Here is a 23276-nt window from a genome sequence, read left to right as displayed (position 1 = left end):
AGTATTAAATAATCATTTTTTATTAAAATAAGTAAAAAATGCATTTTTGATTTAACTATGTTTCGAAAGCTCTCGATATTTTCTAAAAAAAAAAAGAATCCAAAGTCGGGATTTCGAAATAATCGAATCATCAGATCATTCTTACTTGCTCCTAAAGTTTTAGTAAGAAACGAGGTTTCTAAAGAAGCCTGTGTGTTAAGTTATTATGGTTTATTTAGCTGCATTCCTATACTTGTATTTTTCTTAAGGTTATCCCAGCATCTTTTTGTAAATCTTGATTGGAAAGAATGGCTTCTTGTTAAGTTCCCTGATTATAAAGGACCCATTCTAGCGATTGTAGAGGCTGCATACCGCTCTACAACAAGCAATATTGGTTTAGTATTGGTCGGGAGTTTCTTTGTCTTTTGTTGGGCAGGGATTCTTATGCTTCTATCTTTAGAAGATGGATTGAATAAAATCTTTAGAACTGGCTGGACACCGATATCTATCCAGAGATTGATAGCGTATTTAATCATTACACTTATTAGCCCAATGATTTTTATTATTGTTTGTGGCTCATGGATTTACATCACACAAATCATGCCTGTGGAGTATGCGAAACTCTTTTCTTTAAGCCACTCTATTACTGTTTTATACGTTTTTTCACGACTAACTCCTTATTTATTCATTTATTTAGCGTTATTTTGCTGTTATGCCTTTTTGCCTAGAGTCTCTGTACAAAAGACAGCAGCATTAATCGCTGCTCTCACAGCAGGAACACTGTGGATCATCTTCCAAAAGGTTTTCTTCTGTTTGCAATTTTATTTGTTTAACTACAGCTTTACCTATGGAGCTTTGGTTGCTCTACCTTCGTTTTTACTTCTTCTTTATCTCTATGCGATGATTTATCTTTTCGGAGGGTCATTTACTTTTCTCATTCAAAATCAGGGATGCAATTTCATTCTTCCTACAGAAAAGTACTTGCCAAATTGCTATATAAAACTTGTGGTATGTACCTATATTCTTTCTGTGATATCGAGGGATTTTGATAAGGCCTTAATACCTCCCACAGCAAAGATCATAGCAAAGAATTCTAGGATTCCTATCGGGGAAATCTCTCAATGTTTGGATATCTTAGAAAATGAAGGTTTAATTCTTTCTTATAAGAGAGCGTATAAACCCACATATAATATTTCAGGGCTCACTATTAAAGATATAGTCGAGCAACTCCTTCACCTGAAAACCTTCAATCAAATCCATCCAGACACAGCGTTAAGTTTAATACAAAGTAGTCTGAGAGACATGTTTGATCAAGTAACGAAAAGTCCTTACAACCTAACTCTATCAGATATCGCTGGAAAGATAAAATGAAACGAAGATCCTGGTATAAGACTTTAGGGATAAGTATAAGCTTGGGAATTTTCCTAACGTTTGTCTACTTTCTACCCCCGTTACTTTCTCAAAGATCTGGGAAATATCTCTTTCTATCTTTGATTCATAAGGAAACAGGTCTGTCCTGTGATGTTGAAGATTTGAAGTTATCTTGGTTAGGGCCTCAATACGCTAGAAAAGTAAAGGTTATTGGTAAAGATAAAGTCGGAGAAGTTTTTTCAGCAGAGAAGATAGAAATCGATGGGTCTTTACTAAGATTACTTCTTTATAAGCGTCCTAAGGGTATATCCCTGTTAGGATGGTCATTACAAATCGATGAATCCTTAACTATAGAAAAGCCTTCGGTAGGAAATCTCGATCCCGGAATATTTGCTTCTTACTTAGCTCATAGTTCCATACTTTCCGAACATGGATCTATAAGTATGAAGACAGTTAAAGGCACGACCCTAGTACTATCGGGGTTCTATATTGAAAAGACTCCAGAAAAATTAATAGTTAAAGGCGTTGTTACTGAAGACAATATTAAAGGAAGAGTTTTTATAGAAAGTATATTTTCTCCAAGGGTGAATATCACTGCAGAATTGAACTCTGTCCCCGCATCTTTTTTTAAGATGTTTATAGCTTTCCCTATGGTAGATCGTCTCCTTTCTGAAGAGGATGTTATCGATCTCCATGCAGCAGCTACTCATAGTAATGGTAGAATTCTCATGACGGCAACAGCTCAGGGAAGTCAAACTCAAGTAAAGCTTCAAGGTTATATCCACCAATCGACATTTTATATCGTTGAAGGAAGTTCCTCATTTATAGAATTACAGCCAAAAATTGCTTCTCTATTGTGTTCTGAGTTGCTTTCTTTCCCCACAAAAATTTCTAGCCAGAATATTCGTGCAAATATCTCTAACGCTAAGATTCCTTTAGATCTCACTCAATGGAGAAATATAGAAGTTGCCCTTCAGGCAAATCTTCCTCTAGTTTCTCTATCTCCTAAGGATCCAAATCTCTCTATACAACTGAGGAATGTCGATGTAGGAATTAAGAAAGGCGCAAGATATACAAATATCCGTGGTTCTTCTGTAGCTGTATTTGGAGGTGCTGCACAATCTTACATCAATGGGATTATGACTATTGATAGTAAGAAACAACGTACAGAATTTCTATTGCAACAGTCTATGTTGCCTCATACATATTTGCGTGCGTTATTTCCACGACCTTTTGTTATTAATATACCTTTAGAAGTCCCCTATTATTCCCTAGAAGTTCGAGGTGAATATAAAAATTCACAGCTAAAAACCGAAGTAGATCTCGATAATTCCTTACTGAAGATGAATTGTACGTCTTCAGGAACCTTACAAGCTATGCTATTTCAAGGTAGTGCTACCTACCACCTTGAAGACAATTTAAAGAAAAAATTCTCTCAGCAATTTTCTTACGCTGAAGCTACTTTTTCTGGAAAAGTTCAGGTAGCACAAAAACACCTCTATTTTCCAAAATTTTCTGGAAAAATCACTGCTGGAGAAAATGAAGTTTTCATTCATGGGAAATTTGGTAGGCCTAATGAACCCATACGCCCTGATACTTGCTCAACATTAGTTCATGGTAAATTATGTTCTCTTCCTTTGAGTATGATCTCTCCGAGGCTAGTTCCCCTACAACTTACTAAAGCTAGCTTTTCTTTCCATACAGATGGAGCAAGATATTTAACGAAGGGAAATTTACAGCTTATGATTGAGGATCCTGAAGATCCCATGCTTCCCCCCTCTCGCATTCTTATCCCTGACGTTTTAGTTTCTATCGTGGATCCTGAAAAATCTATAGGTATCGATAATATCAAGATTCAAAGTGCCGGAGAAGTTATCGATTTCCCTATTGATAGGTTGCTTAGAATTCAACAAAAAGAAGCTTATCTATCTACCTATATTGGCCCTACCGGAGATATGACATTTTCCGTGCTTTATAATCCAAAAGAAGAGGATAGACTCATACTTCATTCTGCTATTAAAACAGAAGCTCTTAAAGGTGATGTAAAGCTGATTATGGATGATTCCCTTACGCTATCTTCAAAGACACAAGGGACTTTACAATGGGAAATTACCCCGGAACGCTATATAGGATTCTTTGAAAAGGCTTCATGTTCCCCTTCATGTACATTGCATAGAACGGCCATTGCTAGATTAGATATCTATAAACTCTCGTGCGCTCAGCAAAAATCCGGTCTTTCTTGTCTTTCGTTACTCACAGAAGGAGGTTTTGAAGGATCTTTATCAACAAATCCTCTGATTTTCTATGATCATGTTTCTAAAGAAACATTCATTGTTAACAATTTATCAGGATCTCTATATTCAAGTAATTTAGATACTAAAGTACAATATGACCTTCAAGGAAGTTGTCTTGTGCCAAGTCAAGATAATAAAACTTCCGCGGAATTTTTTGTCCAGGGTTCTGTAGAGCACTTGTTAGATCCCTCAGAAAGGGAATTTGAACAAACCGCAGAATGGAAACATATTCCTTCAGCGTTCATTACAGGAATTTTTCCTATATCTCCAAATGTAAAAATCAAAATCTCTTCTTTAGCAGGTCCAAGAATTAACGTAGCTATAAATCATCACTTTCTCAGGGGTGAAGGGCCTATAACAGTAAAAGTAGATTCCGCAAATCTTCAGGCATATATTCCGCTCATTCTAAAAGAAAAAGCTATTCTTTTAGAAGATGATCTTATCGCTACCTTACACATTAATGAAGAGATCAATAAAGCATTTTTCCAAGAATTCAACCCATTAATTTCAGGGAATGCCTACTCACAACATCCTGTTTTATTACAAGTAAGCAAAGAGAATTTCTATCTTCCGATTTCCCCCTACTCATTCGAAGGATTTCATATCCAAGCAGCAAGTTTAGATTTTGGTAAGATTTCCATAGCAAATACCGGAACTATGTATGACCTATTCAAGTTTTTAGATATCGAAGAAAGTAAGCAGTTCGTAGAATCCTGGTTTACACCCATATTTTTCTCAGTACAAAAAGGAACTATTATCTGTAAGCGTTTCGATGCTCTAATTGATAATAGAATACGCCTAGCCCTGTGGGGGAAAACTGATATTATCAAAGATAGGATCTCCATGACGTTGGGAATTGACCCCGAAGTCATCAAGAAATACTTCCATAACACATCGCTAAAAACTAAAAACTTTTTCCTTATCAAAATTCGAGGGTCTATCTCTTCTCCAGAAGTGGATTGGTCTTCAGCTTATGCGCGTATCGCCTTATTGAAAAGCTACACAATTGCTAGCCCATTCAGTACTCTAGCGGATAAACTCTTCTCCTCTTTAGGAGACTCAACTCCTCCGCAAACGGTATCTCCACTACCTTGGGAAAAACCTCAAGAGATACCCGAAGATAATAATCCTAATAAAAACAAATAGTTTTAGTTATTAATAACAAATAACATTTATTAATTAAAATTATTTTATTAATGTGCAAATTATAATTAATTATTTGCATAGGATGAAACTATGAGAAAGCGAAATTCTTTCTTTAACCCTACAGCCAACAATAAAAACGAACCTTTAGCTTCTATGATTCAAAAAACTATAATGATGGTAGAGAAGATTAAGGGGAATACGCAAGATCCTGTAAATTTAGATCTCGATAAGATTTACACGGATATTCAAGAGATCAAGACGATTTTGACAAAACACACTAAGGATATTGATCATTTATATACCAAAAAAACAGATGAGAAAGTCCAGGATTTAGAAACGGATATGAGTCTTATGAAACTCTCCCTTCACGGTCTTTTAGAAGAGTTGAATGGATTGAAGACTCTTGTAGAAGAAGGAATTGATGAGTCACTCAATGATCACAATTACCTTGTCCAGGCAGTTTTGATAGAAATTTATCAAAAATTCTTACCTCTATCTGGAGGTATGCTTACGGGCAATATCGATATGAATAACCATACAATTTTAGGATTAGAAACTCCTAAAAATCCTAAAGATTCCCATGCAGCCTCTGTAGGATATATAACTACACGGCTACGTCCTATTGTGGATCAGCTTAATGAAACCTATGAAAAAACTAAAAGTCATGACAATTCGATAACAACTTTTAACTTTCAAATGATGCCTGTATCCGGAGGGAAATTTCGTGGTATTGTAGATATGGACGGTTATAGAATCACAGGATTGGCAAACCCCAAAGAACGCTCCGATGCAATCTCTTTAGATTATCTTGAGCGTTACCTAGAAACAAGAAACCTTCCTGAAAGTCCTTTAGAAATTATAAGAGAACCTCGAGTAACGAATTTAGAAACTAATCTTCTTTATTCAACAGGATTGAATCATGAGGTAGATTATCCTCTTCCCCTAGAGTTGCTTTCCCAAGGATTTTTAGGGTTTACCTGGGGAGCAAGAAGCGCAACATTCTCAGGGAAATTCCCTATGAATTCTTTAAAACATATCCTATCTAATGAAGAGCATCATTGTTTCGTATTAGATGATGATATTTTATATGGAAAATATTCCGGAATTTATACTTGGGATATGACTCTTAAAGCACTAGTTCCCTCAATTTTAGAATGCAAACAACCTAGTATCAAATTAAGAATCCATTATGATTATGCTTCTTGGAATGATAAAGAAGAACTTCGCAGTAATACAAGCTATGTAGAGCTGCCCCTACATCATGCAGGAACCATGATGGTAGGAGGGCATAGCTACGATATAGTAGAGTTGGCTCCCGGTAATTCTCGGGTGCTTACTATTCCTAAAAATTGTGGTGGCGTATCAATACATCTAGAAAATGATCAAAAGGAAACCTCTCCTCAAGATCTTTATATTATACAGGCTGCCTATTCTTGTAGCTGGAGACGCTACTAACATTAAGTAACAGCTGCTTTTGTGCAGCTGTTTATTACAAATGTTTATCGTACAGAATTTAAGTAGAGATTTAAAGGATGATCGTCATCTAAAGCTCCGTAGCGTTTATCATACGTGCTAACGATTTCTCCCTGATCCACAAGATAGACACGATCTAAGCATCCCTGAACAAATTGCATATCGTGAGTAGAAACCCCTAGTGTAAGATTTTCATCTCTTAAAGACTCAAGAAGACGTCTAAAGGCAGAGGTTGAAAAAGGGTCTAATGCAGATGTGGGTTCATCAAAAAGTAATGTACGCTTATCCATACATAAAGAACGGACTATAGCCACACGTTGTTTTTGTCCTCCAGAAAGATGGTGAGGGTAACTTGTGGCAATGTCTTCAATATCTAAAAGCTTTAAAAGATCGAAAGCCTTATCTCTAGCTTCTTCCTTGCTTCTATGCTTTACGATCATTTGAGGATGCATACAGTTATCTAAAACTGTCATATGAGGGAAAAGTTCTGGTTGTTGAAAAACGAGTGCTGGAGTCTCTCCTTCTATAGAAATATCCCCGCTTGTTGGTTCCACTAATCCTACAAGAGCGCGTAATATTGTTGTTTTCCCAGAACCACTTTTTCCAACAAAGAGTGTGATATGTCCCTCTTCTAGGGAGAACGATACTTTAGATAAAATGTGCTTATCATTTATCGAATAGGCGAGATTTCTTACCCTAACAGTCATAACCCCTCCTTCTTTCTAGCAATCTAGCGACATAAGAAAACAATGATGTCATAAGCAAATACAAGGCAGCACAGATGCTATACATTTCCATGGGATTTAGCTCCCTAGAAACAATATCCTTACTCACCTTAGTAAGCTCAGGAACTCCTACAACCATCAAAATGCTACTTTCTTTAATCAAAGCAACAAATTCATTTGTTAAAGAAGGCAGAATGTTTTTAAAAACTTGAGGATAGATAATGTACACGAAAATTTGCGACTTTTTGTAGCCTAAAACCTTGGCAGACTCCCACTGTCCTACGGATAGAGCATTAATTCCTCCACGGATATTCTCAGCAAGATAAGCTGAAGAATTGATGCTCAAAGCTATTAATCCTGCCATTAACGGAGTAGGATCTAATCTAATGATGGAAGGAAGACCAAAATAAAATATGAGAATTTGAATGAATAGCGGAGTACCTCGAATTACCGTAACATAGAGATTCCCCAACCATCGTGTAATACGACAAGGAAAATAACGCGATGTCATTGTTCCGATAATTAAACCTAATAAGGAGCCACAGAGTATGGAAATTCCGCTAACAAATAACGTATATCCACAACCACGTAATAGCACCCTTGCTGTAGCAACCACATGTTCCATAAATTAGCTATGCATATTTATCTGCTCTTAAAGCATAATCATGCACCTAATCCGAAAAAACTAGCAAGAAGTTTTCTATATCTTTGACTATCAAGGAAATCATTGATTCTAAAATGGGTGTAATGAAAATTGTGTCATCTCCAGCTAGAGTCCCTAAGATGTTTTCTGCAAACTTGTTGTCAATTAAGCTTGCTATCCAGGAAGCAGAACCTGGAACTGTGCGGATGACAATTAAGGAAGAATTATGTCGAATAGAAAAAACTAAATGCTTGATACTCGACTCATCTATTGAAGGAGGAAGAGAGTAGCGTGCCCCTTTTTCTCCAGGGATCTTTATCGCATGGACCTTTCTTAACCAACGAGACACAGAAGATTGCGTCATTGCAATCCCTAAAGAAGAGAGTTTTTCGCAAATTTCTTCCTGAGTTGAAGCTCCTTCTTTATTTAAAATTTCTTTTAAAGCTTCATCAACTGCTACATTTTTTTTCATTTTGCCTCTTGAAGTTTTCCTTGCTGATATTCAGAAGACCATTTTACTATAGAGTACTTGTTTATATTTTTCTTTGGTTTTTATGCTTACCCTTGGGTTGGAAAGCTCTTGTGATGAGACGGCATGTGCTTTAGTAGGCGCTAATGCACAAATTATAGCCAACGTAGTCTCTTCTCAAGAAGATCATGCTTCTTACGGGGGAGTTGTTCCCGAATTAGCTTCTCGAGCTCATCTAAAGGTGTTTCCTTCTGTCGTGAACTCTGCTTTAAAAGAGTCAGGAGTTTCTCTAGAGGATATTGATCTTATTGCAGTAACAAATACTCCTGGGCTCATAGGTTCTTTAGCTATAGGCGTTAACTTTGCCAAAGGTTTGGCTATAGGGTGTCAAAAACCCGTCATTGGAGTTAATCATGTGGAAGCACATCTGTACGCAGCCTATATGGAAGCTAAAGATGTGGAGTTCCCTGCTTTAGGGTTAGTAGTTTCTGGGGCACATACAGCTATGTTTTTGATGGAAGATCCTTTAACTTACAAGTTAATAGGGAAAACTCGAGACGACGCGATAGGAGAAACTTTTGATAAGGTGGCACGATTTCTTGGTTTTCCTTATCCCGGGGGCTCTTTAATAGAAGAAATCGCATCTCATGGATGTGAAGAATCCTTTCCTTTTTCTGCCTCTAAGGTTCCAGGTTATGATTTATCCTTTAGTGGATTAAAAACTGCTGTTCTTTATGCAATTAAGGGTAATAACAGCAGTAACCGTACTCCCCTTCCAGAGCTCTCTGAAAGCGAAAAAAGTAACATTTCGGCATCTTTTCAAAAAGCCGCTTTCACGACCATTGCACAAAAACTTCCTAATATTGTAAAAAAATTTTCGTGCAGATCTATACTTGTTGGAGGGGGAGTAGCAAACAATAAGTATTTTCAAAAATTATTGAAAGATACTCTAAATTTGCCTTTATACTTTCCTTCTTCTAAGTTATGTACAGATAATGCTGCGATGATTGCAGGGTTAGGTAGGGAGTTATTTCTCTCAGAAAAAATCACTTTAGGAATTACTCCATGCGCAAGATATCATTGGGAATCTATCTCGGCCTCCTTATTTCCTCTTCCCTAATGCTTTATGGATGTAAAAACTTTCGCAAATCACAAGATCACCTCTCTATAAATATGAAAGACGATCCGAGATCTTTAGATCCTCGAGAAGTTCGTTTACTTTCTGATATTAACTTAATTAAGCATATTTATGAGGGATTGGTTCAGGAAAATACTCACACAGGAAATTTAGAACCCGCACTTGCAGAAAGCTACTCTCTATCTGACGACGGAAAAACATACACCTTTTATCTAAGGCAAGCATATTGGAGTAATGGCGATCCCCTAACTTCTGAAGATTTTATTGCTTCTTGGAAACAAGTCGTCAATCAAGAGGTTTCAGGGATATATAATTTTGCATTTAATCCCATTAAAAATATTAAGAAAATCCAGCAGAGAAAGCTCTCTGAAGACTATGCCGGCTTCCACGCTAAAGATGATAAAACTTTAGTTATTGAACTAGAATCTCCAACTTCACATTTTTTAAAGCTTTTAGCCCTACCTATTTTCTTCCCTGTACATAAGTATCAACGACAATCACAATTGACTTTACCCATTGCTAGTAGTGCTTTTTATCCTAAGAAAATTAAACAGAAGCAATGGTTGCGTCTTGAAAAAAATCCGTACTACTACAATCAAGAGCAGGTTAAAACTCAAACGATTACCGTACACTTTATTCCCGATCCAAATACTGCTGCTTTATTGTTCAATCAGGGAAAATTGCATTGGCAAGGGCCTCCATGGGGAGAACGTATCCCAACAGAAACCTTATCACATTTACAATCCAGAGGAAGCCTGCATTCTTTTGATGTTGCAGGGACTTCCTGGTTAACTTTTAATGTGAATAAATTTCCTCTTAACCATACAAAGTTAAGAAAAGCCCTCTCCTTAGCTTTAGATAAAGAATCCCTAGTTTCGACAATATTTTTAGATAGAGCAAAACCTGCTCAACATTTGTTGCCAAATAATTTACACACCTATCCTACTCTAGATCTCCCTACACAAGAACAACGTAAGTATTTAGCTAAGCAACTCTTTAAAGAATCTTTGGAAGAACTAAACATCTCTGCAAAAGATCTAGAGAGTCATTCTTTGGTGTTCCCATCAGGTTCTTCATCCAGTGCTTTGATGGTACAGATGATTCGCGAACAATGGAAAGATACTCTAGGGTTCTCTATTCCCATAGCAGGTAAGGAATTCTCTCTTTTACAGACGGAATTAGCCTTGGGACATTTCTCTTTAGCTACAGGAGGATGGTTCGCAGATTTTTCCGATCCTATGGCGTTTCTAACAATTTTTGCGCATCCTTCGGGTGTGCCCCCTTATGTATTAAACCATAAGGATTTCATGACACTTCTAACAACTATTCAAGAAGAAAGAGATCTAAAGAAACGCAATGAACTAATTTCACAAGCGTCTCTATATCTGGAAACTTTCCACATTATCGAACCGATTTATCATGATGCTTTTCATTTTGCATTAAACAAAAAGCTATCAAATTTCAATTTTTCTCCTACAGGGGTCGTAGATTTTCGCTACGTTAAAGCTCCCTAATCTCTCTTAAGTAAATAGGGAAAAATCCGTTGTCAACTTTAGATATATGAGATGAACACCCCTATTCAATTATATTTTTTACTTACCATCATGATTTATTTTTAATTAAGTAAATTAACCTACGTTTTTGATTTTTTAATTGATGTAATGAATAAAATTACTTTATTATATTACATTAACTAATGTTTTTAGATTTATTTAGTACTTGTCTTGGGAATAATCTCGAGATTATTTAATTATTCTATTTTTTCTCAGAAAAGCTAATTTAGGGACCGTTTTTTGCGCAAAATACTGACGAGTATCAATCTCGTATTCTTTATTGTTTCCTCTGTATTATTTCACGGGTGTACAAATTTTCAAAGTCCTAGAAATCTCTCTATTAATATGAGAGATGATCCGAGATCTTTGGACCCTAGACATGTTCGTCTTCTTACCGATATGAATCTAACGCGGCAGATATACGAAGGTCTGGTTCAAGAAAACCCATCAACAGGAAATTCTGAGCCCGCGCTTGCAGAAAGCTTTTCTTTATCCAATGATGCAAAGACCTATACTTTTACTTTAAAACAAGCTCATTGGAGTAATGGCGACCCTATAACTTCTGAAGATTTCATTGCTTCTTGGAAACAAGTTATTAGTAACGAAGTGCCTAGTGTATACTGTTTTGCTTTCTCACCTATTAAAAATGTTGAGAAAATTCAGAAAGGAAAAGTATCCATAGAAGATGTAGGCTTCTATGCTAAAGACGATAAGACTTTAGTAATAGAGTTGGAATCTCCAACATCGCATTTTTTAAAGCTTTTAGCTCTGCCAGTGTTTTTTCCTATACATAAGAATCAACGCCAATCACCAAGTATGCTACCCATTGCTAGCAGCGCCTTTTACCCTAAACAAATAAAAGAAAAACAATGGCTAAAGCTTGAGAAAAATCCCTATTACTATGATCAAGAGCAAGTGAGTATCGAGACCATCACTATATATTTCATAGCTGATCCTAACACCGCTTCTCTTCTATTTAATCAAGGAAAGATCGATTGGCAAGGACCTCCTTGGGGAGATCGTATTCCAATAGAAACTTTGTCCTATCTACAATCCAAAGGCAGCTTACGCTCTTTTGATGTTTCAGGGACTTCTTGGTTGATTTTTAATGTAAATAAGTCCCCTTTGAATCATCCGAAGTTGAGAGAAGCTCTTTCTTTAGCTTTAGATAAAGAGAAACTAATTTCTACGGTATTTTTGGGAAGGAAAAGATCAGTAGAACATATTTTGCCAGATAATCTACACGTCTATCCAGATTCGGATAATCTAACTCCAGAGGAACGTAAGACAAAGGCAAAAAGACTGTTCAAAGAGTCTCTTGAAGAGCTTAATATCTCAGTAAAGGATTTAGAAGGTCTTCCATTGATATTGACCTCAATATCCGCTGCGAATGCTCTTTTTGCTCAAATGATACGTCAACAATGGAAGGATCTCCTAGGATTTACAATTTCTATAACCATAAAAGAATTTGCTCTTCTCCAATCCGATTTGGCTTCTGGGGATTTTTCATTAGCAATTTGCTGTTGGTATGCAGATTTCTTCGATCCTATGGCATTTCTAACAATTTTTTCCCAGACTACAGGAATTCAACCCTATATATTGGATAGAGAAGATTTCACAAAGTTAATAACAGCTATTCAAAAAGAAACAGACTTAGAAAAACGTAAGGAACTTATTTCGCAAGCTGCACTGTATTTAGAAAACCTTCGTATTGTTGAACCTCTGTATTATGATATTTTTTATTTCACCTTAAATAAAAATGTATCTAATATTAGCTATTTTCCCACTGGGAATGTAGATTTTCGTTATGCAAAAGTCTCCTAATCTTAAGATCGAAAGATAGGAGTAAATGCTTCGTTGTATAGAACTTATTCCTAGTTAAATTTCACTACAATTTAAAACTGAATATCCAATTTTTATCTTCCTTATACTTCCTATATGGGAATAAGTAAGTTTCTTCATGGTTACTTTTATTCTTTTTTTGTTATTCTACACATTTTTAGCTATGTCACGAGGCCCCAAGTATGATGGAAATGACAAGTAATGAAAATAAAGATGGCGGGAGATCCCTACCTCCATGTCCTCCCTGTGTGATGGTAATTTTCGGTGCTACCGGAGATCTTACAGCACGTAAATTATTTCCAGCATTGTACCATCTAATCAAAGAGGGCAGACTATCCGAACACTTTGTTTGCGTAGGCTTTGCAAGAAGAAAGAAAAGCCACGAGCAATTTCGCGAAGAAATGAAGCAGGCAATACAGAATTTCTCCCGTGCCCAAGAACTCGATATCCGTATTTGGGAAGAGTTTGAATCTCGTATATTTTATCACGAATCCAACTTTTCTTCTTCAGAGGGATATGCCTCGTTGAAAGATAGACTTGAAGATATTGATAAGCAGTACGGAACACAAGGGAATCGATTGTTTTATCTATCTACTCCTCCTGATTATTTCCCCGAAATAATCGAAAATATTAATAAACACGACCTTTTCTATCATGATCAAAAAAAAGGAAAACCTTGGTCTCGAGTAATTATAGAAAAACCCTTTGGTGTAGACCTACAAAGCGCTAAAGAGTTGCAAAAGTACATTGATGATAATCTAGATGAAGATTCTGTCTATCGTATAGACCACTATTTAGGAAAAGAAACAGTACAAAACATTCTTACGATACGTTTTGCTAATACCCTATTTGAGTCTTGCTGGAATTCCCAATACATCGATCATGTACAAATTAGCGTTAGCGAATCTATAGGTATAGGTACACGAGGCAACTTCTTTGAAAAGTCCGGAATGCTTCGTGATATGGTGCAAAACCATATGATGCAGCTTTTATGTTTATTAACTATGGAGCCTCCTTCAGTATTTAATTCTGAGGAAATCAAAAAAGAAAAGATCAATATCCTTAAAAAAATACGTCCGTTTTCTAAAGAAGATATTGTTCGTGGACAGTATGGTCCTGGAGAAGTCCAAGGTGTCTCCGTTCTTGGCTATCGTGAAGAAGAAAATGTGGCCCCAGATTCTATGGTAGAGACCTACGTAGCATTAAAAATGTTTATCGATAACCCACGTTGGTTGGGAGTTCCTTTCTATCTTCGAGCAGGAAAACGCCTTTCTAAACGTTCTACAGATATTTCTATCATTTTCAAAAAATCCTACTCTACCCTATTTGAGTCCGAATCTTGTCCTATATGTCCTGTAGAAAATGATCTTTTAATTATCCGTATACAACCGGATGAGGGCGTCGCTTTGAAGTTTAACTGTAAAGTTCCTGGGATGAATAATGTGGTGCGCCCTGTAAAAATGGACTTTCGCTACGACACCTATTTCAAAACAACAGCACCAGAAGCTTATGAGAGATTGCTCTGTGATTGCATTTTGGGTGATAGAATTCTATTTACCTGTAGTGATGAAGTCATGGATTCTTGGGAGCTCTTTACACCAGTTTTAAAACGATGGGAGCAAGATTCTCCAGATGTAATTTTCCCTAATTATGTTGCTGGGTCTTCAGGGCCTAAAGAAGCTGAGGAATTATTACAAGCCGATGGAAGAAACTGGCGTCCCCTGTAATTTAACTTTATTTTGAGATAACTATGGCTACATTAATTAACTTTAATGATACGAATAAACTCCTCCTTACAAAGAAACCAGAACTGTTTGTTGATCTGGCGAGTAAAGATTGGATAGCAAGTGCTAATAAATCGATCAAGCAACGAGGAGCTTTCTACGTTGCTCTTTCTGGAGGAAGAACTCCTCTAGAAATTTTTAAAGAAATCGTAACAAATAAAGAAAAAATCTCTGATCCTACTAAGATATTTCTATTTTGGGGAGATGAAAGAAAAGTTCCTCATACATCTTATGAAAGCAACTATGGACAGGCCATGAGTATCCTCCGGGATTTGTGTATTCCTGAAGAACAGATTTTCCGCATGAAAACTGAGCATCCTGATGGCGCTAGGAAATACCAAGATCTCATAGAATCCACGGTTCCTGAAGCAAGTTTTGATATGATTATGCTCGGGCTTGGTGAAGATGGTCACACTCTATCATTATTTCCAAATACACAAGCTCTAAAAGAACAAGAGCGTCTAGTTGTATTTAATGAGGTTCCTCAACTAGAAACTGAGAGAATGACACTTACACTACCTGCTGTACATAAAGCAAAACATATAGTTGTCTATGTCCAGGGAGAAAATAAAAAAGATATCGTAAGAAATATCTTTTTCCCTACAGATAGACAATCTCAATCCTATCCTATAGAACTCATAGGACAAGCAAAAACCCCTCTATTTTGGATTCTTGCTTCGGATGCCTACGACTTAAAGGATTTTGATTCAATTTCCTCACTCTACAGATTAGACGTGATTTAGTTTATAAATCCTTATTTGATTCTGATTAGATAAGAAAAACTGCTCTCATTATTATGATTGGGATGTGTGCTGTGTAGCTTCCTCATAACTTGGAGGAAGGTCCGCATAGGGAGGAGGCGGATCCATATACGATGAGCGCGCTTGTTGTTGCGCGTGATAGAACGTTCCTCTATTTAAATGAGAACGTTCTTGGTAATCGAATATAGTTCGTGAATATTTTGATATACACCGTTGTACTATTGATTGACTTAAGGCATTGTTATCATAGTCATTAGGATTATGGATCATTTGGTCTGCAACCATTGTATATAGTGTTGCATTATGTAGGTGCTTAACAGCGGCGGATTGCTTTTTAGCCGTATAGACTGAAGCTATCATGAAACTTATAAACCCAATGAGTAGAAGACTTCCTCCTCCGGCACAACAGCCAATGATTGCTGCAGTGATAACGGCACCAGCTAAAGGTCCAGAGAAGAAAATACCTAATATAGCTCCAGCGGCTAATGCTAATAAAGCAATAGAGCAAATAATAGCACACACTAAATAACCAATCTTGGTAGCTCTGTAATTTTTATAAGCATAAATTGTTTCTTTATTTGCTTCTAAAGAGACAAGGGCCGCAGCTTTCGATCTAGTTTCTGTTGCATTAGTAGTACGGAAGCCAGCTAAATCTGAAACGAGATTTATATTAGTGCGTCTTATTTTAGAGATCTCTTGAGAGGTGTTATAAATTTTTATGGAACTTAAAATAGCAGATCCTAAAGAAGAACCAAAAATTCCTAAAATTAAAGTGGCAATAATGCCAAAAACAAAGGCTGCAACAACGGAATCCCCACCCCCTCCTGAAGCTCCTCCACGACATAAATTACATAAAGCGTGTAACCAAAAGACATGCTCAACACAATGAAATACAGTATTTGAAGCTGACATAATAGCAAATGCCGTCTCTGTCTCAGAAGTAATCGGTTGAGGATAAATAGCAGAGTCTAATACTGCCAATTGATTTATTGACGTAGAGGTTGCTCGAGATTGACGTGATAAAAACTTGTGAACAGGAAGTCTGGTATTTAACTCTGTAAATTTAAATTTCCCTTTATCCGTAAGATTTAAAATCGACAAACGAATATCGTGATTAGAGAGAAGAACTTTATTATTTAAGAGAAGAACTTTACTATTTAAAGAAATTCCTGACATGACCTTAGTTTTTTTTAAAGATAAATAATCCGGAAGTATTATAAGCCATTCGCACTTTTAATTCATGTTTATTATTTTATTTGGCAACTAATTCTAAATAATTTTTTCTTAAAGAATTCTTTACCATTTAATTACATTGGCGAAATACGTAGGTGTGCTTTCCATAAAGAAAACAGCCGAATCCAAGGATCCTAAGCTTGTATAGCTATTTTGATTCGCTTTATAAACGAGTATCAATCCTTGAAGAATAGAACCTACTAAAGGTAAAAGTATTAAATGCTCGGTGATCATTTCTGTTCTTAATTTGCCAAAAGCTCGTCTTAAAGATACTTCATCATCTCCTCTACATGGAGCAGTAATGAGCTGAAATAAGAATTTCAATGTTTTAGCAACTATTTTTATAAGTAAAATAGCCCAAGCTAAAATACTCACAATTACAGAAACCATAGGAAAGGTAATAAGATCAAAAGCTACACACGCAGCTTTTTTCGAAGTTGAATATTCGCTAATATCTTCATTTCCAAAAGTTAAATAACACGCCATGATAACTCCTCAAGCTTGATAAATGTTAATTTTTATTATTGTGATTCTTTTTTCTATCTTCTTCCATAACCTCTGCGTAGGTAGGTGGAAATTCTTTATATGGAGGTGGGATAGAAGTAAAGATCTCTTGTATTCTAATATTCTGTATATGTTCTAGTTGTTCTATATTATGCCTTCTCAAAGATTCTTCAGAAGGAGTGAAAAAAGAAAAGACTTGAGGATCTAAAAGCTCGCTATAAGGACTCAAGCTGTTCCTAGCTACCACAGAAGCTAGATTGTCAGAATCTTCAGAGGACTCACGAATTTGTTCACTGATATACAGACAAAGTAATGAACGATGAATAGAATCAACGGCTGATTTGCGACAATAATGGCTACAATGTGAGTAAGGAACAGAAAGTAAACCTAAGAATAGAAAGGCCAGGCCGCTTCCACCTAGAGTCCAGGCTGCTGGAGACATGAAAAACGTATCAGAGAAAATACCGCCAGAATTAAATGCAAATACACAACCTACAATGAATGCTATGATGGATAGAATTGAAAATATCGCTATAGCAAGGGAAAATGTTTTCCAAGCAAGTAGGGATAAAGCAGATTTTCTGGCATGATTTAGAGCTGCCGCTGAGGCTATATAACCGCCTCGTTTAAATGATGATATTGAATTATTGGTATTAAGAAATTTTAAGATTTTTTTCTCATTTTGGTAGAAAAGAAAACTCTTCCGTATGAGCGAGCAGATACTGATTACGCTTCTTATTACATTACCGAGTGTATTTTGGTAGATAGCGTTAATTACAGTACAAATTTCATAAATAAGTATAAGAAAAAGATTAGAACTTTCCGCAAGGTTGAGGCAGAGACTACTTTGTGATGGCGAACAACATGTAGAGTAATCAGAGACGAGCTTTACTGCTAGAGTTGCTCTTTCTTGAAAAAGGGGCGAATTTTCTAATGTAACGATGTTATTTACAATAATTAAATTATTAATAGCATGATTTCCTGAAGACCTAGTATCTATAAGTCGAGTTAGGAGATCATTTTCACATCTTGAAATTTCATATGTTTCGGATTTCTTTCCCGTGATAGAGTCAAAAAAACCTAGGACCACACTATTAGGATCAAGCTTATCTATAGGATTTATCATCAGGTCTTCGGTTTCTGTAATAAAATGGGAAATTACCGATAAATTATATTTAGATACCCTCTTTATTTCAAATCATTTTAAAAAACTAACTCAAGATATTCAGTTGTACTTATTAATATCTATTGTATAGTTTAATGATTGCCAAATAGAGGGTGATTTCCCTATTCTAGTTCTAGAATTTTGATTTCTAAAATTTTTATCATAGGTTTTTTTTCTTCAATGTCTATCTGGGGTATTGATGATAAGACCCTAAATTTATATAAGCGTTCTATGTTATAGACAAAGATTTGACAGTGGTTATGTTAAAGAATGTTTTTTATATTATTATGGGCCCCCCTGGATCGGGTAAAGGTACACAATCTCAACGCCTTGCTAATCAGTTAGCACTCCCCCACATTAGTTCGGGAGATCTATTTCGATCTGCTATAAAATCTGCCACTCCTTTAGGAATTCAAGCTGCAGAGTACATTGATAGAGGACTTCTTGTACCCGATAAGCTTGTTTGGGAAATTGTACAAGAAACTCTACATCAACCAGAGTGTCACTGCGGATGCATCATCGATGGATTCCCTAGAACTTTAGATCAAGCAGTTCTTCTGAATGATTTTTTAGTTAAATCCAATGCGGATTATCGTGTGATACAGTTAGATGTCTCTGATGAAGAAATTATTCATAGGATTCATTCTAGATTTATTTGCCCTTCGTGTAATTACGTGTATAACCAAAGTCAAGGTTTCAATGATTGCCCAATCTGTCATATTGAACTAGTTCGTCGTTCTGATGATACTCTAGAGGTTATTCATAAGAGATTAGAAAGTTATGAAAAGTCCACGGCTCCTGTGATTGACTACTATGAAGGTCTAGGAAAATTAACACGTATTCCTTCTGAAGTATCCCCCGATGAAGTTTTCCAGAGTATCTTAGCTTGCATAAAAGCCTAGTGTATAGGTAAATTTTTATTATGGATACGAAAGATGAAACATTACCAACTCTACGCATCTGTTTCAGATCTTTCATCTATACATGGTGATTTAGAGACACAACTTCTCTTTGGAGAACGTTTACTCTCTGGTAAAGATACTTATTACGCTTACTCTCAATTAATTTTTGATCGAGATTTTTGGCGTCCTTATCCAGTTAAATACATATCTTCAAAAACTTCATTTTCTTTTTTATCTCAATATATTGCACCTAATGCAGTTATTAGGTCTTTTGATGCTTTTTTGGAGCCTTGGCATATCCCCTTACCCTATGGTTCACCACTAACAATAGATTCTAGAGGGAAAGTATCTTTACCCGAAGAAATTAAAAAAGGTATGAGACTCCCTTTAGATAAGGAAGTCCCTTTTTGTAATGTAAAACACGTTCGTTTTTGCAATACACCACTATCTATAGATCTTTTACTTAGAGAGTCTGAGAATTTCTTAGATCTTCCCTATATTTGGGGAGGTCGTTGTGTTCATCACTCTTTGATAGATTATGGATTAGATTGTTCTGGTTTTATAAATATTTTATTTCAAGCTCATGGACTAAGTATTCCTAGGAATGCTAGGGATCAGTATAAAGATTGTGATCTAGTAGATTGTTTCGAAGATCTCCCTTCCGGAGGTTTTGTTTTCCTTCAGAGTGATCAGGACACACAAATCTCTCACGTAATGTTGAAGAAAAGTTCAACATGTTTAATTCACGCAGTCCAAACCTTGGGTAAGATCGCTCATTTTTTTCTAGGAGTAGATATAGAGTTTAAAAAAGACAAATTTCAGACTCTAAATATGCAGGGAAAAGTATTTTTTGGAGTTCCAAGAAAAAGAAAAATCTTCTTCTAAATAAAAATAGAGAATTTTTCTAAACTTGAGAAATAAAAAAGCAAGCGAATCATATTATTAAAACTTTTACGCTTGCTTTTGATAAGAAAACGGATCTTAACGTTTAGAGAATTGGAAGCTCTTGCGTGCTTTCTTATGTCCGTATTTTTTACGTTCTTTCTTCCTAGGATCTCTAGTAAGAAAACCGTAACTTTTCAATTCTTGTTTGGAATCAACATTCTTTTTTAATAAAGCTCTTGCCAACCCTAGGCGAGTTGCAATTACTTGTCCCTGGATTCCGCCACCATTTATACGAATAACCAGGTCGAACTCATCAATATTTCCAAGAACTTTTAATGGGGAAAGAATAGTAACTCTTTGGATTTCCAAAGGGAAATATTTATCAAAGGCTTTTCCGTTTACATCAATTTTACCAGTTCCTGGACGAAGGCGGACGCTAGATACTGCTTGTTTTCTTCTTCCAGTAGCTACTGATTCTTCTATTGTACTTTTTACCACAACTTACCCCAAGTTAAACATCTAATAAAATCGGCTTCTGAGCTTCAAACGTCTTGTAGCAATCCCCTTTTAATATTCTTAGAGATTTCAACTGACGTTTACCCAAACGAGTTTTCGGCATCATACCTTTAATTGCGTGCTCGATAATATAAGATGGTTTTTTAGCTATCATATTTTCGAAAGGAATTTCACGCATTCCTGAAATATATCCTGTATAGTATCGATATATTTTTTGACCTTTCTTAGCGCCTGTCAAATGCACTTTTTCAGCATTAATAACGATAACACCATCACCCATAGCTACGTGAGGCGTATAAGTTACTTTATGTTTGCCTCGCAGGATTTTTGCTACCTCTGAAGAAAGCCTTCCCAAGGTTTTTCCCGTAGCATCGATAACATACCAAGACTTATTCTGAGTATCAGATGCTTTAGCAATGGTTGTTTTCGTGTCTTTTCTTTTTTCCATAGTAATATAACCGCCTTATCAGAAGGTGGAATTATAAATTTGTGCAATTTTTTTTCCAAATAAAAAGCAACAAAAGCAACCGTATGATGCATTTCCAAAAGATAACTAATATAAATGGATTATCTTTTCAAAGGTGAATTTAGTCCGCTTTATCGTTCTCACAGGAGTGTTAAGAGGCATTCTCCTACACATTCACGAGCCATTAAATGCTATTTACTCTAAATAAGATAGCCTTATTTTTTTTATTTTATAGGATAGATGAGCGATTAACATATCTATCTTTTTTTTAAGGGTCTTATTTACAGAATCATAACAAATAAAAAATATCATTAGAATAATAAAGTTTCTAGTAGAACTATCAGATTGTTATAGTATTTTGGATAGAAAGCACACTTCAATTTATATGTATGCTTACCTCCGTATCATTTATAGGGTTTTTTCATCCTAGGTTCATTTTAATCATAATTTTATATTGTCATAGTCAGCGTGTTATAGGGTATTTATTATGTCAGGAATTATTTTACATTCCATTTTAAAAAATGATTGCAGTTGTCACGCCTCTTATTCGTTTGATAGGCGAATCCAAGACCGTATGATCGTAGCAATAATCATGACTGTTATCGCTGCTATTAGCTTAATAATAGCTCTTATTCCCGCAATTATTATGTCCACTCCTATAGGATTTATTTGGTCAGGAATTTTTGGTAGTATAGCCCTTGCATTGTTTGTTTTTTCGATTTTAACCAATTACTTAAGATCCAATATTCCTCAAGGGATTAAAGAGATTTTTAAAGAAGAGTATCTGCCTACTTTCCATGACTTTATTGAGAAAAATAAACTCACTATTCAAGAAATACGTGTATTGCTTGATGCTTTAAGAAATTCTAGAAGAAGTGGGGATGTATCTTTTCATAAGTATACAGAGGTATTTCCAAAAAAATTAAAAACAGCCTTAAATAAATATGGTATTTCTCGGTTTCTAGAAGGGATGGAACAATCAGATCTTATTGATTTAGACTCTGTGTTGATTAAAAATTGTCCACTTTATTGGTTAAAGAAATTTATACAAGCAGCTCCAGAGTTTCCTACTAAAGAATTGGTTGGCCAATCTTATGACGAAATTGCTTCCTATTGGTTAGGGAGATCCGGATGTTGTAAAAATGCTGAAACCATATTCTCTGAAAATACTCATCTTATTGCTAAAGAAATATCCAGAGAAGATTTTGAGCTAGTTTCTTTGCATATTCAAAATAATAATTGGAAGAATGAGGAATTGGATTCAGTGAAGCACAAAATCTCAGAAGCTTGTTTGGAAATAAAGAAACAACATCTTGAAGGAAATGCAGTTATTGATGTTGCGGGATTTTTGAAAGGAATTGAGAATTCTCTTTTAGAACTCTGTGTGCATGGAGTTTCCTGGGAACAACTATGTCTAATTAATTCTATGGATTTTGAAGATTGGAATCTTTTATGTGCTCTCGATGAAAATAAACAGGGAGTACGCAGGTTTGCTGTACCTTGTCTTGGAGATATATCGGATGAGAAGCATCATTTATATGAACCTATGATCTCTCTCATGACTTGGCAGGACATTCGTAAGTTAGATTTATATAAGAAATCTTTTTTTGGTCAATACATACGTAATCCTCAGCATAAGCTAATCAGATATTTTGCTAGACAAGTACGTTATCATACACCAGATGTATTACATCGGGAATCTTTACAATGGTTCCCTACATATATTTTAGATTTTACAACAGGAGTTAAAACGTCTTAAAAAGTAAGTTCTCCGTTTTGTAAAATCCCCTCTCGATGGCATTGACGTGCGAGTTGCTTGTTATGTGTTACGATAAGCACTCCACGTGAATTATGTGATTGAGACAGCAAAAGATTATGAATGTATTCAGAAGTTTGATCATCTAAATTACCAGAGGGTTCATCTGCCAATAAAATCGAAGGATTGTTGATTAATGCTCTAGCAATAGCTACACGTTGTTTTTCTCCTCCTGATAGATTACAACATCGTGAATGTATTCTATGAGATAGACCTATGGAGTCTATTAGTTCTAATGCTTTTTCATACGCTGAAGATCCTTTAGTAATGCTTTCTCGAGCAATACTTACAGGCATCAAGATATTTTTGATTACAGTGTCATCTTCTAGGAGATAAAAGTTTTGAAAGATAAAACCAATATATTGGTTTCTAAATTGGGAAAGATCATAAGTTTCTTTTCTTTTTCCTAGAAAGAGCAGTTCACCGGATGATGGTGTATCTAATGTTCCTAATAAATGTAGGAGTGTGCTTTTCCCATTCCCTGAAGCTCCTGTAATAGCTACAACTTCTCCAGAATATAGATTGATATTCACATTACGTAATATCTCAATATTTTGATTGCTTTGCTGAACAACCTTAGAAAGATTTCTCGCTTCGATAAGGGATGACAT

General features: G+C 35.7%; 20 protein-coding genes. 11 read left to right on the top strand and 9 right to left on the bottom strand.

What is annotated here, in order from left to right; translation table 11 throughout:
- The first annotated feature begins 57 nt into the window (after positions 1-57).
- From O1W69_RS04930 to O1W69_RS04920, 3 genes are all read left to right on the top strand, one after another.
- Positions 58-1350: a YihY/virulence factor BrkB family protein gene (locus O1W69_RS04930; protein WP_375793443.1), complete on the top strand. Its 1293-nt coding sequence runs from the start codon at positions 58-60 to the stop codon at positions 1348-1350.
- On the top strand, positions 1347-4790 hold the full coding sequence (locus tag O1W69_RS04925) for a hypothetical protein (RefSeq protein WP_375793442.1): 3444 nt from the start codon (positions 1347-1349) through the stop codon (positions 4788-4790). Before O1W69_RS04930 ends, O1W69_RS04925 begins: the two co-directional genes overlap by 4 nt.
- Positions 4791-4880: 90 nt before the next feature.
- Positions 4881-6245 (top strand): hypothetical protein, encoded by a 1365-nt coding sequence (locus O1W69_RS04920; protein ID WP_375793441.1) that lies wholly within the window; start codon positions 4881-4883, stop codon positions 6243-6245.
- A 44-nt stretch (positions 6246-6289) separates the two neighbouring features.
- Here O1W69_RS04920 and O1W69_RS04915 read toward each other — a convergent pair whose 3' ends face one another.
- From O1W69_RS04915 to argR, 3 genes are read right to left on the bottom strand one after another with little or no spacing between them, the layout of a single operon-like run.
- Positions 6290-6970: an amino acid ABC transporter ATP-binding protein gene (locus tag O1W69_RS04915; protein WP_375793440.1), complete on the bottom strand. Its 681-nt coding sequence runs from the start codon at positions 6968-6970 to the stop codon at positions 6290-6292.
- Positions 6960-7613, bottom strand: coding sequence for an amino acid ABC transporter permease (locus O1W69_RS04910; protein WP_375793439.1), 654 nt, complete (start codon positions 7611-7613; stop codon positions 6960-6962). The genes O1W69_RS04915 and O1W69_RS04910 overlap by 11 nt, the downstream gene beginning before the upstream one ends.
- A gap of 46 nt (positions 7614-7659) precedes the next feature.
- The gene (gene argR / locus O1W69_RS04905; protein ID WP_375793438.1) at positions 7660-8103 is read right to left on the bottom strand and encodes an arginine repressor; all 444 of its coding nucleotides are present in this window, start codon (positions 8101-8103) and stop codon (positions 7660-7662) included.
- An 82-nt stretch (positions 8104-8185) separates the two neighbouring features.
- Here argR and tsaD point away from each other — a divergent pair, with 82 nt between their 5' ends.
- The 5 genes from tsaD to pgl all read left to right on the top strand — a co-directional run bounded on the left by tsaD (position 8186) and on the right by pgl (position 15160).
- Positions 8186-9220 carry a tRNA (adenosine(37)-N6)-threonylcarbamoyltransferase complex transferase subunit TsaD gene (gene tsaD / locus O1W69_RS04900; RefSeq protein WP_375793437.1) on the top strand — a complete coding sequence of 345 codons (1035 nt, stop codon included), beginning with the start codon at positions 8186-8188 and terminating at the stop codon, positions 9218-9220.
- Positions 9166-10752: a peptide ABC transporter substrate-binding protein gene (locus O1W69_RS04895; protein ID WP_375793436.1), complete on the top strand. Its 1587-nt coding sequence runs from the start codon at positions 9166-9168 to the stop codon at positions 10750-10752. Before tsaD ends, O1W69_RS04895 begins: the two co-directional genes overlap by 55 nt.
- A 279-nt stretch (positions 10753-11031) precedes the next feature.
- Positions 11032-12615 (top strand): peptide ABC transporter substrate-binding protein, encoded by a 1584-nt coding sequence (locus O1W69_RS04890; protein ID WP_375793435.1) that lies wholly within the window; start codon positions 11032-11034, stop codon positions 12613-12615.
- 203 nt (positions 12616-12818) lie between these two features.
- Positions 12819-14360, top strand: a complete 1542-nt coding sequence (gene zwf, locus O1W69_RS04885; protein WP_375794005.1) for a glucose-6-phosphate dehydrogenase — start codon at positions 12819-12821, stop codon at positions 14358-14360.
- Between the two features lie 23 nt (positions 14361-14383).
- Positions 14384-15160, top strand: coding sequence for a 6-phosphogluconolactonase (gene pgl, locus O1W69_RS04880; RefSeq protein WP_375793434.1), 777 nt, complete (start codon positions 14384-14386; stop codon positions 15158-15160).
- Positions 15161-15211: 51 nt separating this feature from the next.
- Here pgl and garD (O1W69_RS04875) read toward each other — a convergent pair whose 3' ends face one another.
- From garD (O1W69_RS04875) to garD (O1W69_RS04865), 3 genes are all read right to left on the bottom strand, one after another.
- Complete coding sequence (gene garD / locus O1W69_RS04875; RefSeq protein WP_375793433.1) at positions 15212-16354, bottom strand: inclusion membrane protein GarD; 1143 nt, start codon at positions 16352-16354, stop codon at positions 15212-15214.
- 120 nt (positions 16355-16474) lie between these two features.
- Complete coding sequence (locus O1W69_RS04870; protein WP_375793432.1) at positions 16475-16897, bottom strand: hypothetical protein; 423 nt, start codon at positions 16895-16897, stop codon at positions 16475-16477.
- 25 nt (positions 16898-16922) lie between these two features.
- Positions 16923-18041 carry an inclusion membrane protein GarD gene (gene garD, locus O1W69_RS04865; RefSeq protein ID WP_375793431.1) on the bottom strand — a complete coding sequence of 373 codons (1119 nt, stop codon included), beginning with the start codon at positions 18039-18041 and terminating at the stop codon, positions 16923-16925.
- A 299-nt stretch (positions 18042-18340) separates the two neighbouring features.
- Here garD (O1W69_RS04865) and O1W69_RS04860 point away from each other — a divergent pair, with 299 nt between their 5' ends.
- Both O1W69_RS04860 and O1W69_RS04855 read left to right on the top strand, forming a co-directional pair.
- Positions 18341-18982, top strand: coding sequence for an adenylate kinase (locus tag O1W69_RS04860; protein WP_375793430.1), 642 nt, complete (start codon positions 18341-18343; stop codon positions 18980-18982).
- 33 nt (positions 18983-19015) lie between these two features.
- Positions 19016-19867, top strand: a complete 852-nt coding sequence (locus tag O1W69_RS04855; RefSeq protein WP_375793429.1) for a C40 family peptidase — start codon at positions 19016-19018, stop codon at positions 19865-19867.
- 96 nt (positions 19868-19963) lie between these two features.
- Here O1W69_RS04855 and rpsI read toward each other — a convergent pair whose 3' ends face one another.
- Complete coding sequence (gene rpsI / locus O1W69_RS04850) at positions 19964-20365, bottom strand: 30S ribosomal protein S9 (protein WP_375793428.1); 402 nt, start codon at positions 20363-20365, stop codon at positions 19964-19966.
- Positions 20366-20378: 13 nt separating this feature from the next.
- The gene (rplM, locus tag O1W69_RS04845) at positions 20379-20831 is read right to left on the bottom strand and encodes a 50S ribosomal protein L13 (RefSeq protein ID WP_375793427.1); all 453 of its coding nucleotides are present in this window, start codon (positions 20829-20831) and stop codon (positions 20379-20381) included.
- A gap of 592 nt (positions 20832-21423) precedes the next feature.
- Here rplM and O1W69_RS04840 point away from each other — a divergent pair.
- On the top strand, positions 21424-22608 hold the full coding sequence (locus O1W69_RS04840) for a DUF1389 domain-containing protein (RefSeq protein WP_375793426.1): 1185 nt from the start codon (positions 21424-21426) through the stop codon (positions 22606-22608).
- On the opposite strand, the gene O1W69_RS04835 is transcribed toward O1W69_RS04840, so the two are convergent.
- Positions 22605-23276, bottom strand: coding sequence for an ABC transporter ATP-binding protein (locus tag O1W69_RS04835; RefSeq protein WP_375793425.1), 672 nt, complete (start codon positions 23274-23276; stop codon positions 22605-22607). The genes O1W69_RS04840 and O1W69_RS04835 overlap by 4 nt on opposite strands.

The sequence above is a fragment of the Chlamydia sp. 12-01 genome (assembly GCF_042234205.1).
Classification (GTDB): domain Bacteria; phylum Chlamydiota; class Chlamydiia; order Chlamydiales; family Chlamydiaceae; genus Chlamydia.
Note: the sequence above shows the minus strand (reverse complement) of the source record. Positions and strands in the feature narration are given on the sequence as shown.

What these genes read in the sequence shown, in the direction of transcription:
- zwf (WP_375794005.1), top strand. Translation starts at nt 12,819, where the DNA reads ATGGAAATGACAAGTAATGAAAATAAAGATGGCGGGAGATCCCTACCT.
- O1W69_RS04920 (WP_375793441.1), top strand. Translation starts at nt 4,881, where the DNA reads ATGAGAAAGCGAAATTCTTTCTTTAACCCTACAGCCAACAATAAAAAC.
- O1W69_RS04870 (WP_375793432.1), bottom strand. Translation starts at nt 16,897, where the DNA reads ATGGCGTGTTATTTAACTTTTGGAAATGAAGATATTAGCGAATATTCA.
- tsaD (WP_375793437.1), top strand. Translation starts at nt 8,186, where the DNA reads ATGCTTACCCTTGGGTTGGAAAGCTCTTGTGATGAGACGGCATGTGCT.
- O1W69_RS04835 (WP_375793425.1), bottom strand. Translation starts at nt 23,276, where the DNA reads ATGTCATCCCTTATCGAAGCGAGAAATCTTTCTAAGGTTGTTCAGCAA.
- O1W69_RS04915 (WP_375793440.1), bottom strand. Translation starts at nt 6,970, where the DNA reads ATGACTGTTAGGGTAAGAAATCTCGCCTATTCGATAAATGATAAGCAC.
- O1W69_RS04860 (WP_375793430.1), top strand. Translation starts at nt 18,341, where the DNA reads ATGTTAAAGAATGTTTTTTATATTATTATGGGCCCCCCTGGATCGGGT.
- O1W69_RS04895 (WP_375793436.1), top strand. Translation starts at nt 9,166, where the DNA reads ATGCGCAAGATATCATTGGGAATCTATCTCGGCCTCCTTATTTCCTCT.
- garD (WP_375793431.1), bottom strand. Translation starts at nt 18,041, where the DNA reads ATGATAAATCCTATAGATAAGCTTGATCCTAATAGTGTGGTCCTAGGT.
- O1W69_RS04840 (WP_375793426.1), top strand. Translation starts at nt 21,424, where the DNA reads ATGATCGTAGCAATAATCATGACTGTTATCGCTGCTATTAGCTTAATA.
- argR (WP_375793438.1), bottom strand. Translation starts at nt 8,103, where the DNA reads ATGAAAAAAAATGTAGCAGTTGATGAAGCTTTAAAAGAAATTTTAAAT.
- pgl (WP_375793434.1), top strand. Translation starts at nt 14,384, where the DNA reads ATGGCTACATTAATTAACTTTAATGATACGAATAAACTCCTCCTTACA.
- garD (WP_375793433.1), bottom strand. Translation starts at nt 16,354, where the DNA reads ATGTCAGGAATTTCTTTAAATAGTAAAGTTCTTCTCTTAAATAATAAA.
- rplM (WP_375793427.1), bottom strand. Translation starts at nt 20,831, where the DNA reads ATGGAAAAAAGAAAAGACACGAAAACAACCATTGCTAAAGCATCTGAT.
- O1W69_RS04925 (WP_375793442.1), top strand. Translation starts at nt 1,347, where the DNA reads ATGAAACGAAGATCCTGGTATAAGACTTTAGGGATAAGTATAAGCTTG.
- O1W69_RS04930 (WP_375793443.1), top strand. Translation starts at nt 58, where the DNA reads ATGTTTCGAAAGCTCTCGATATTTTCTAAAAAAAAAAAGAATCCAAAG.
- O1W69_RS04910 (WP_375793439.1), bottom strand. Translation starts at nt 7,613, where the DNA reads ATGGAACATGTGGTTGCTACAGCAAGGGTGCTATTACGTGGTTGTGGA.
- O1W69_RS04855 (WP_375793429.1), top strand. Translation starts at nt 19,016, where the DNA reads ATGAAACATTACCAACTCTACGCATCTGTTTCAGATCTTTCATCTATA.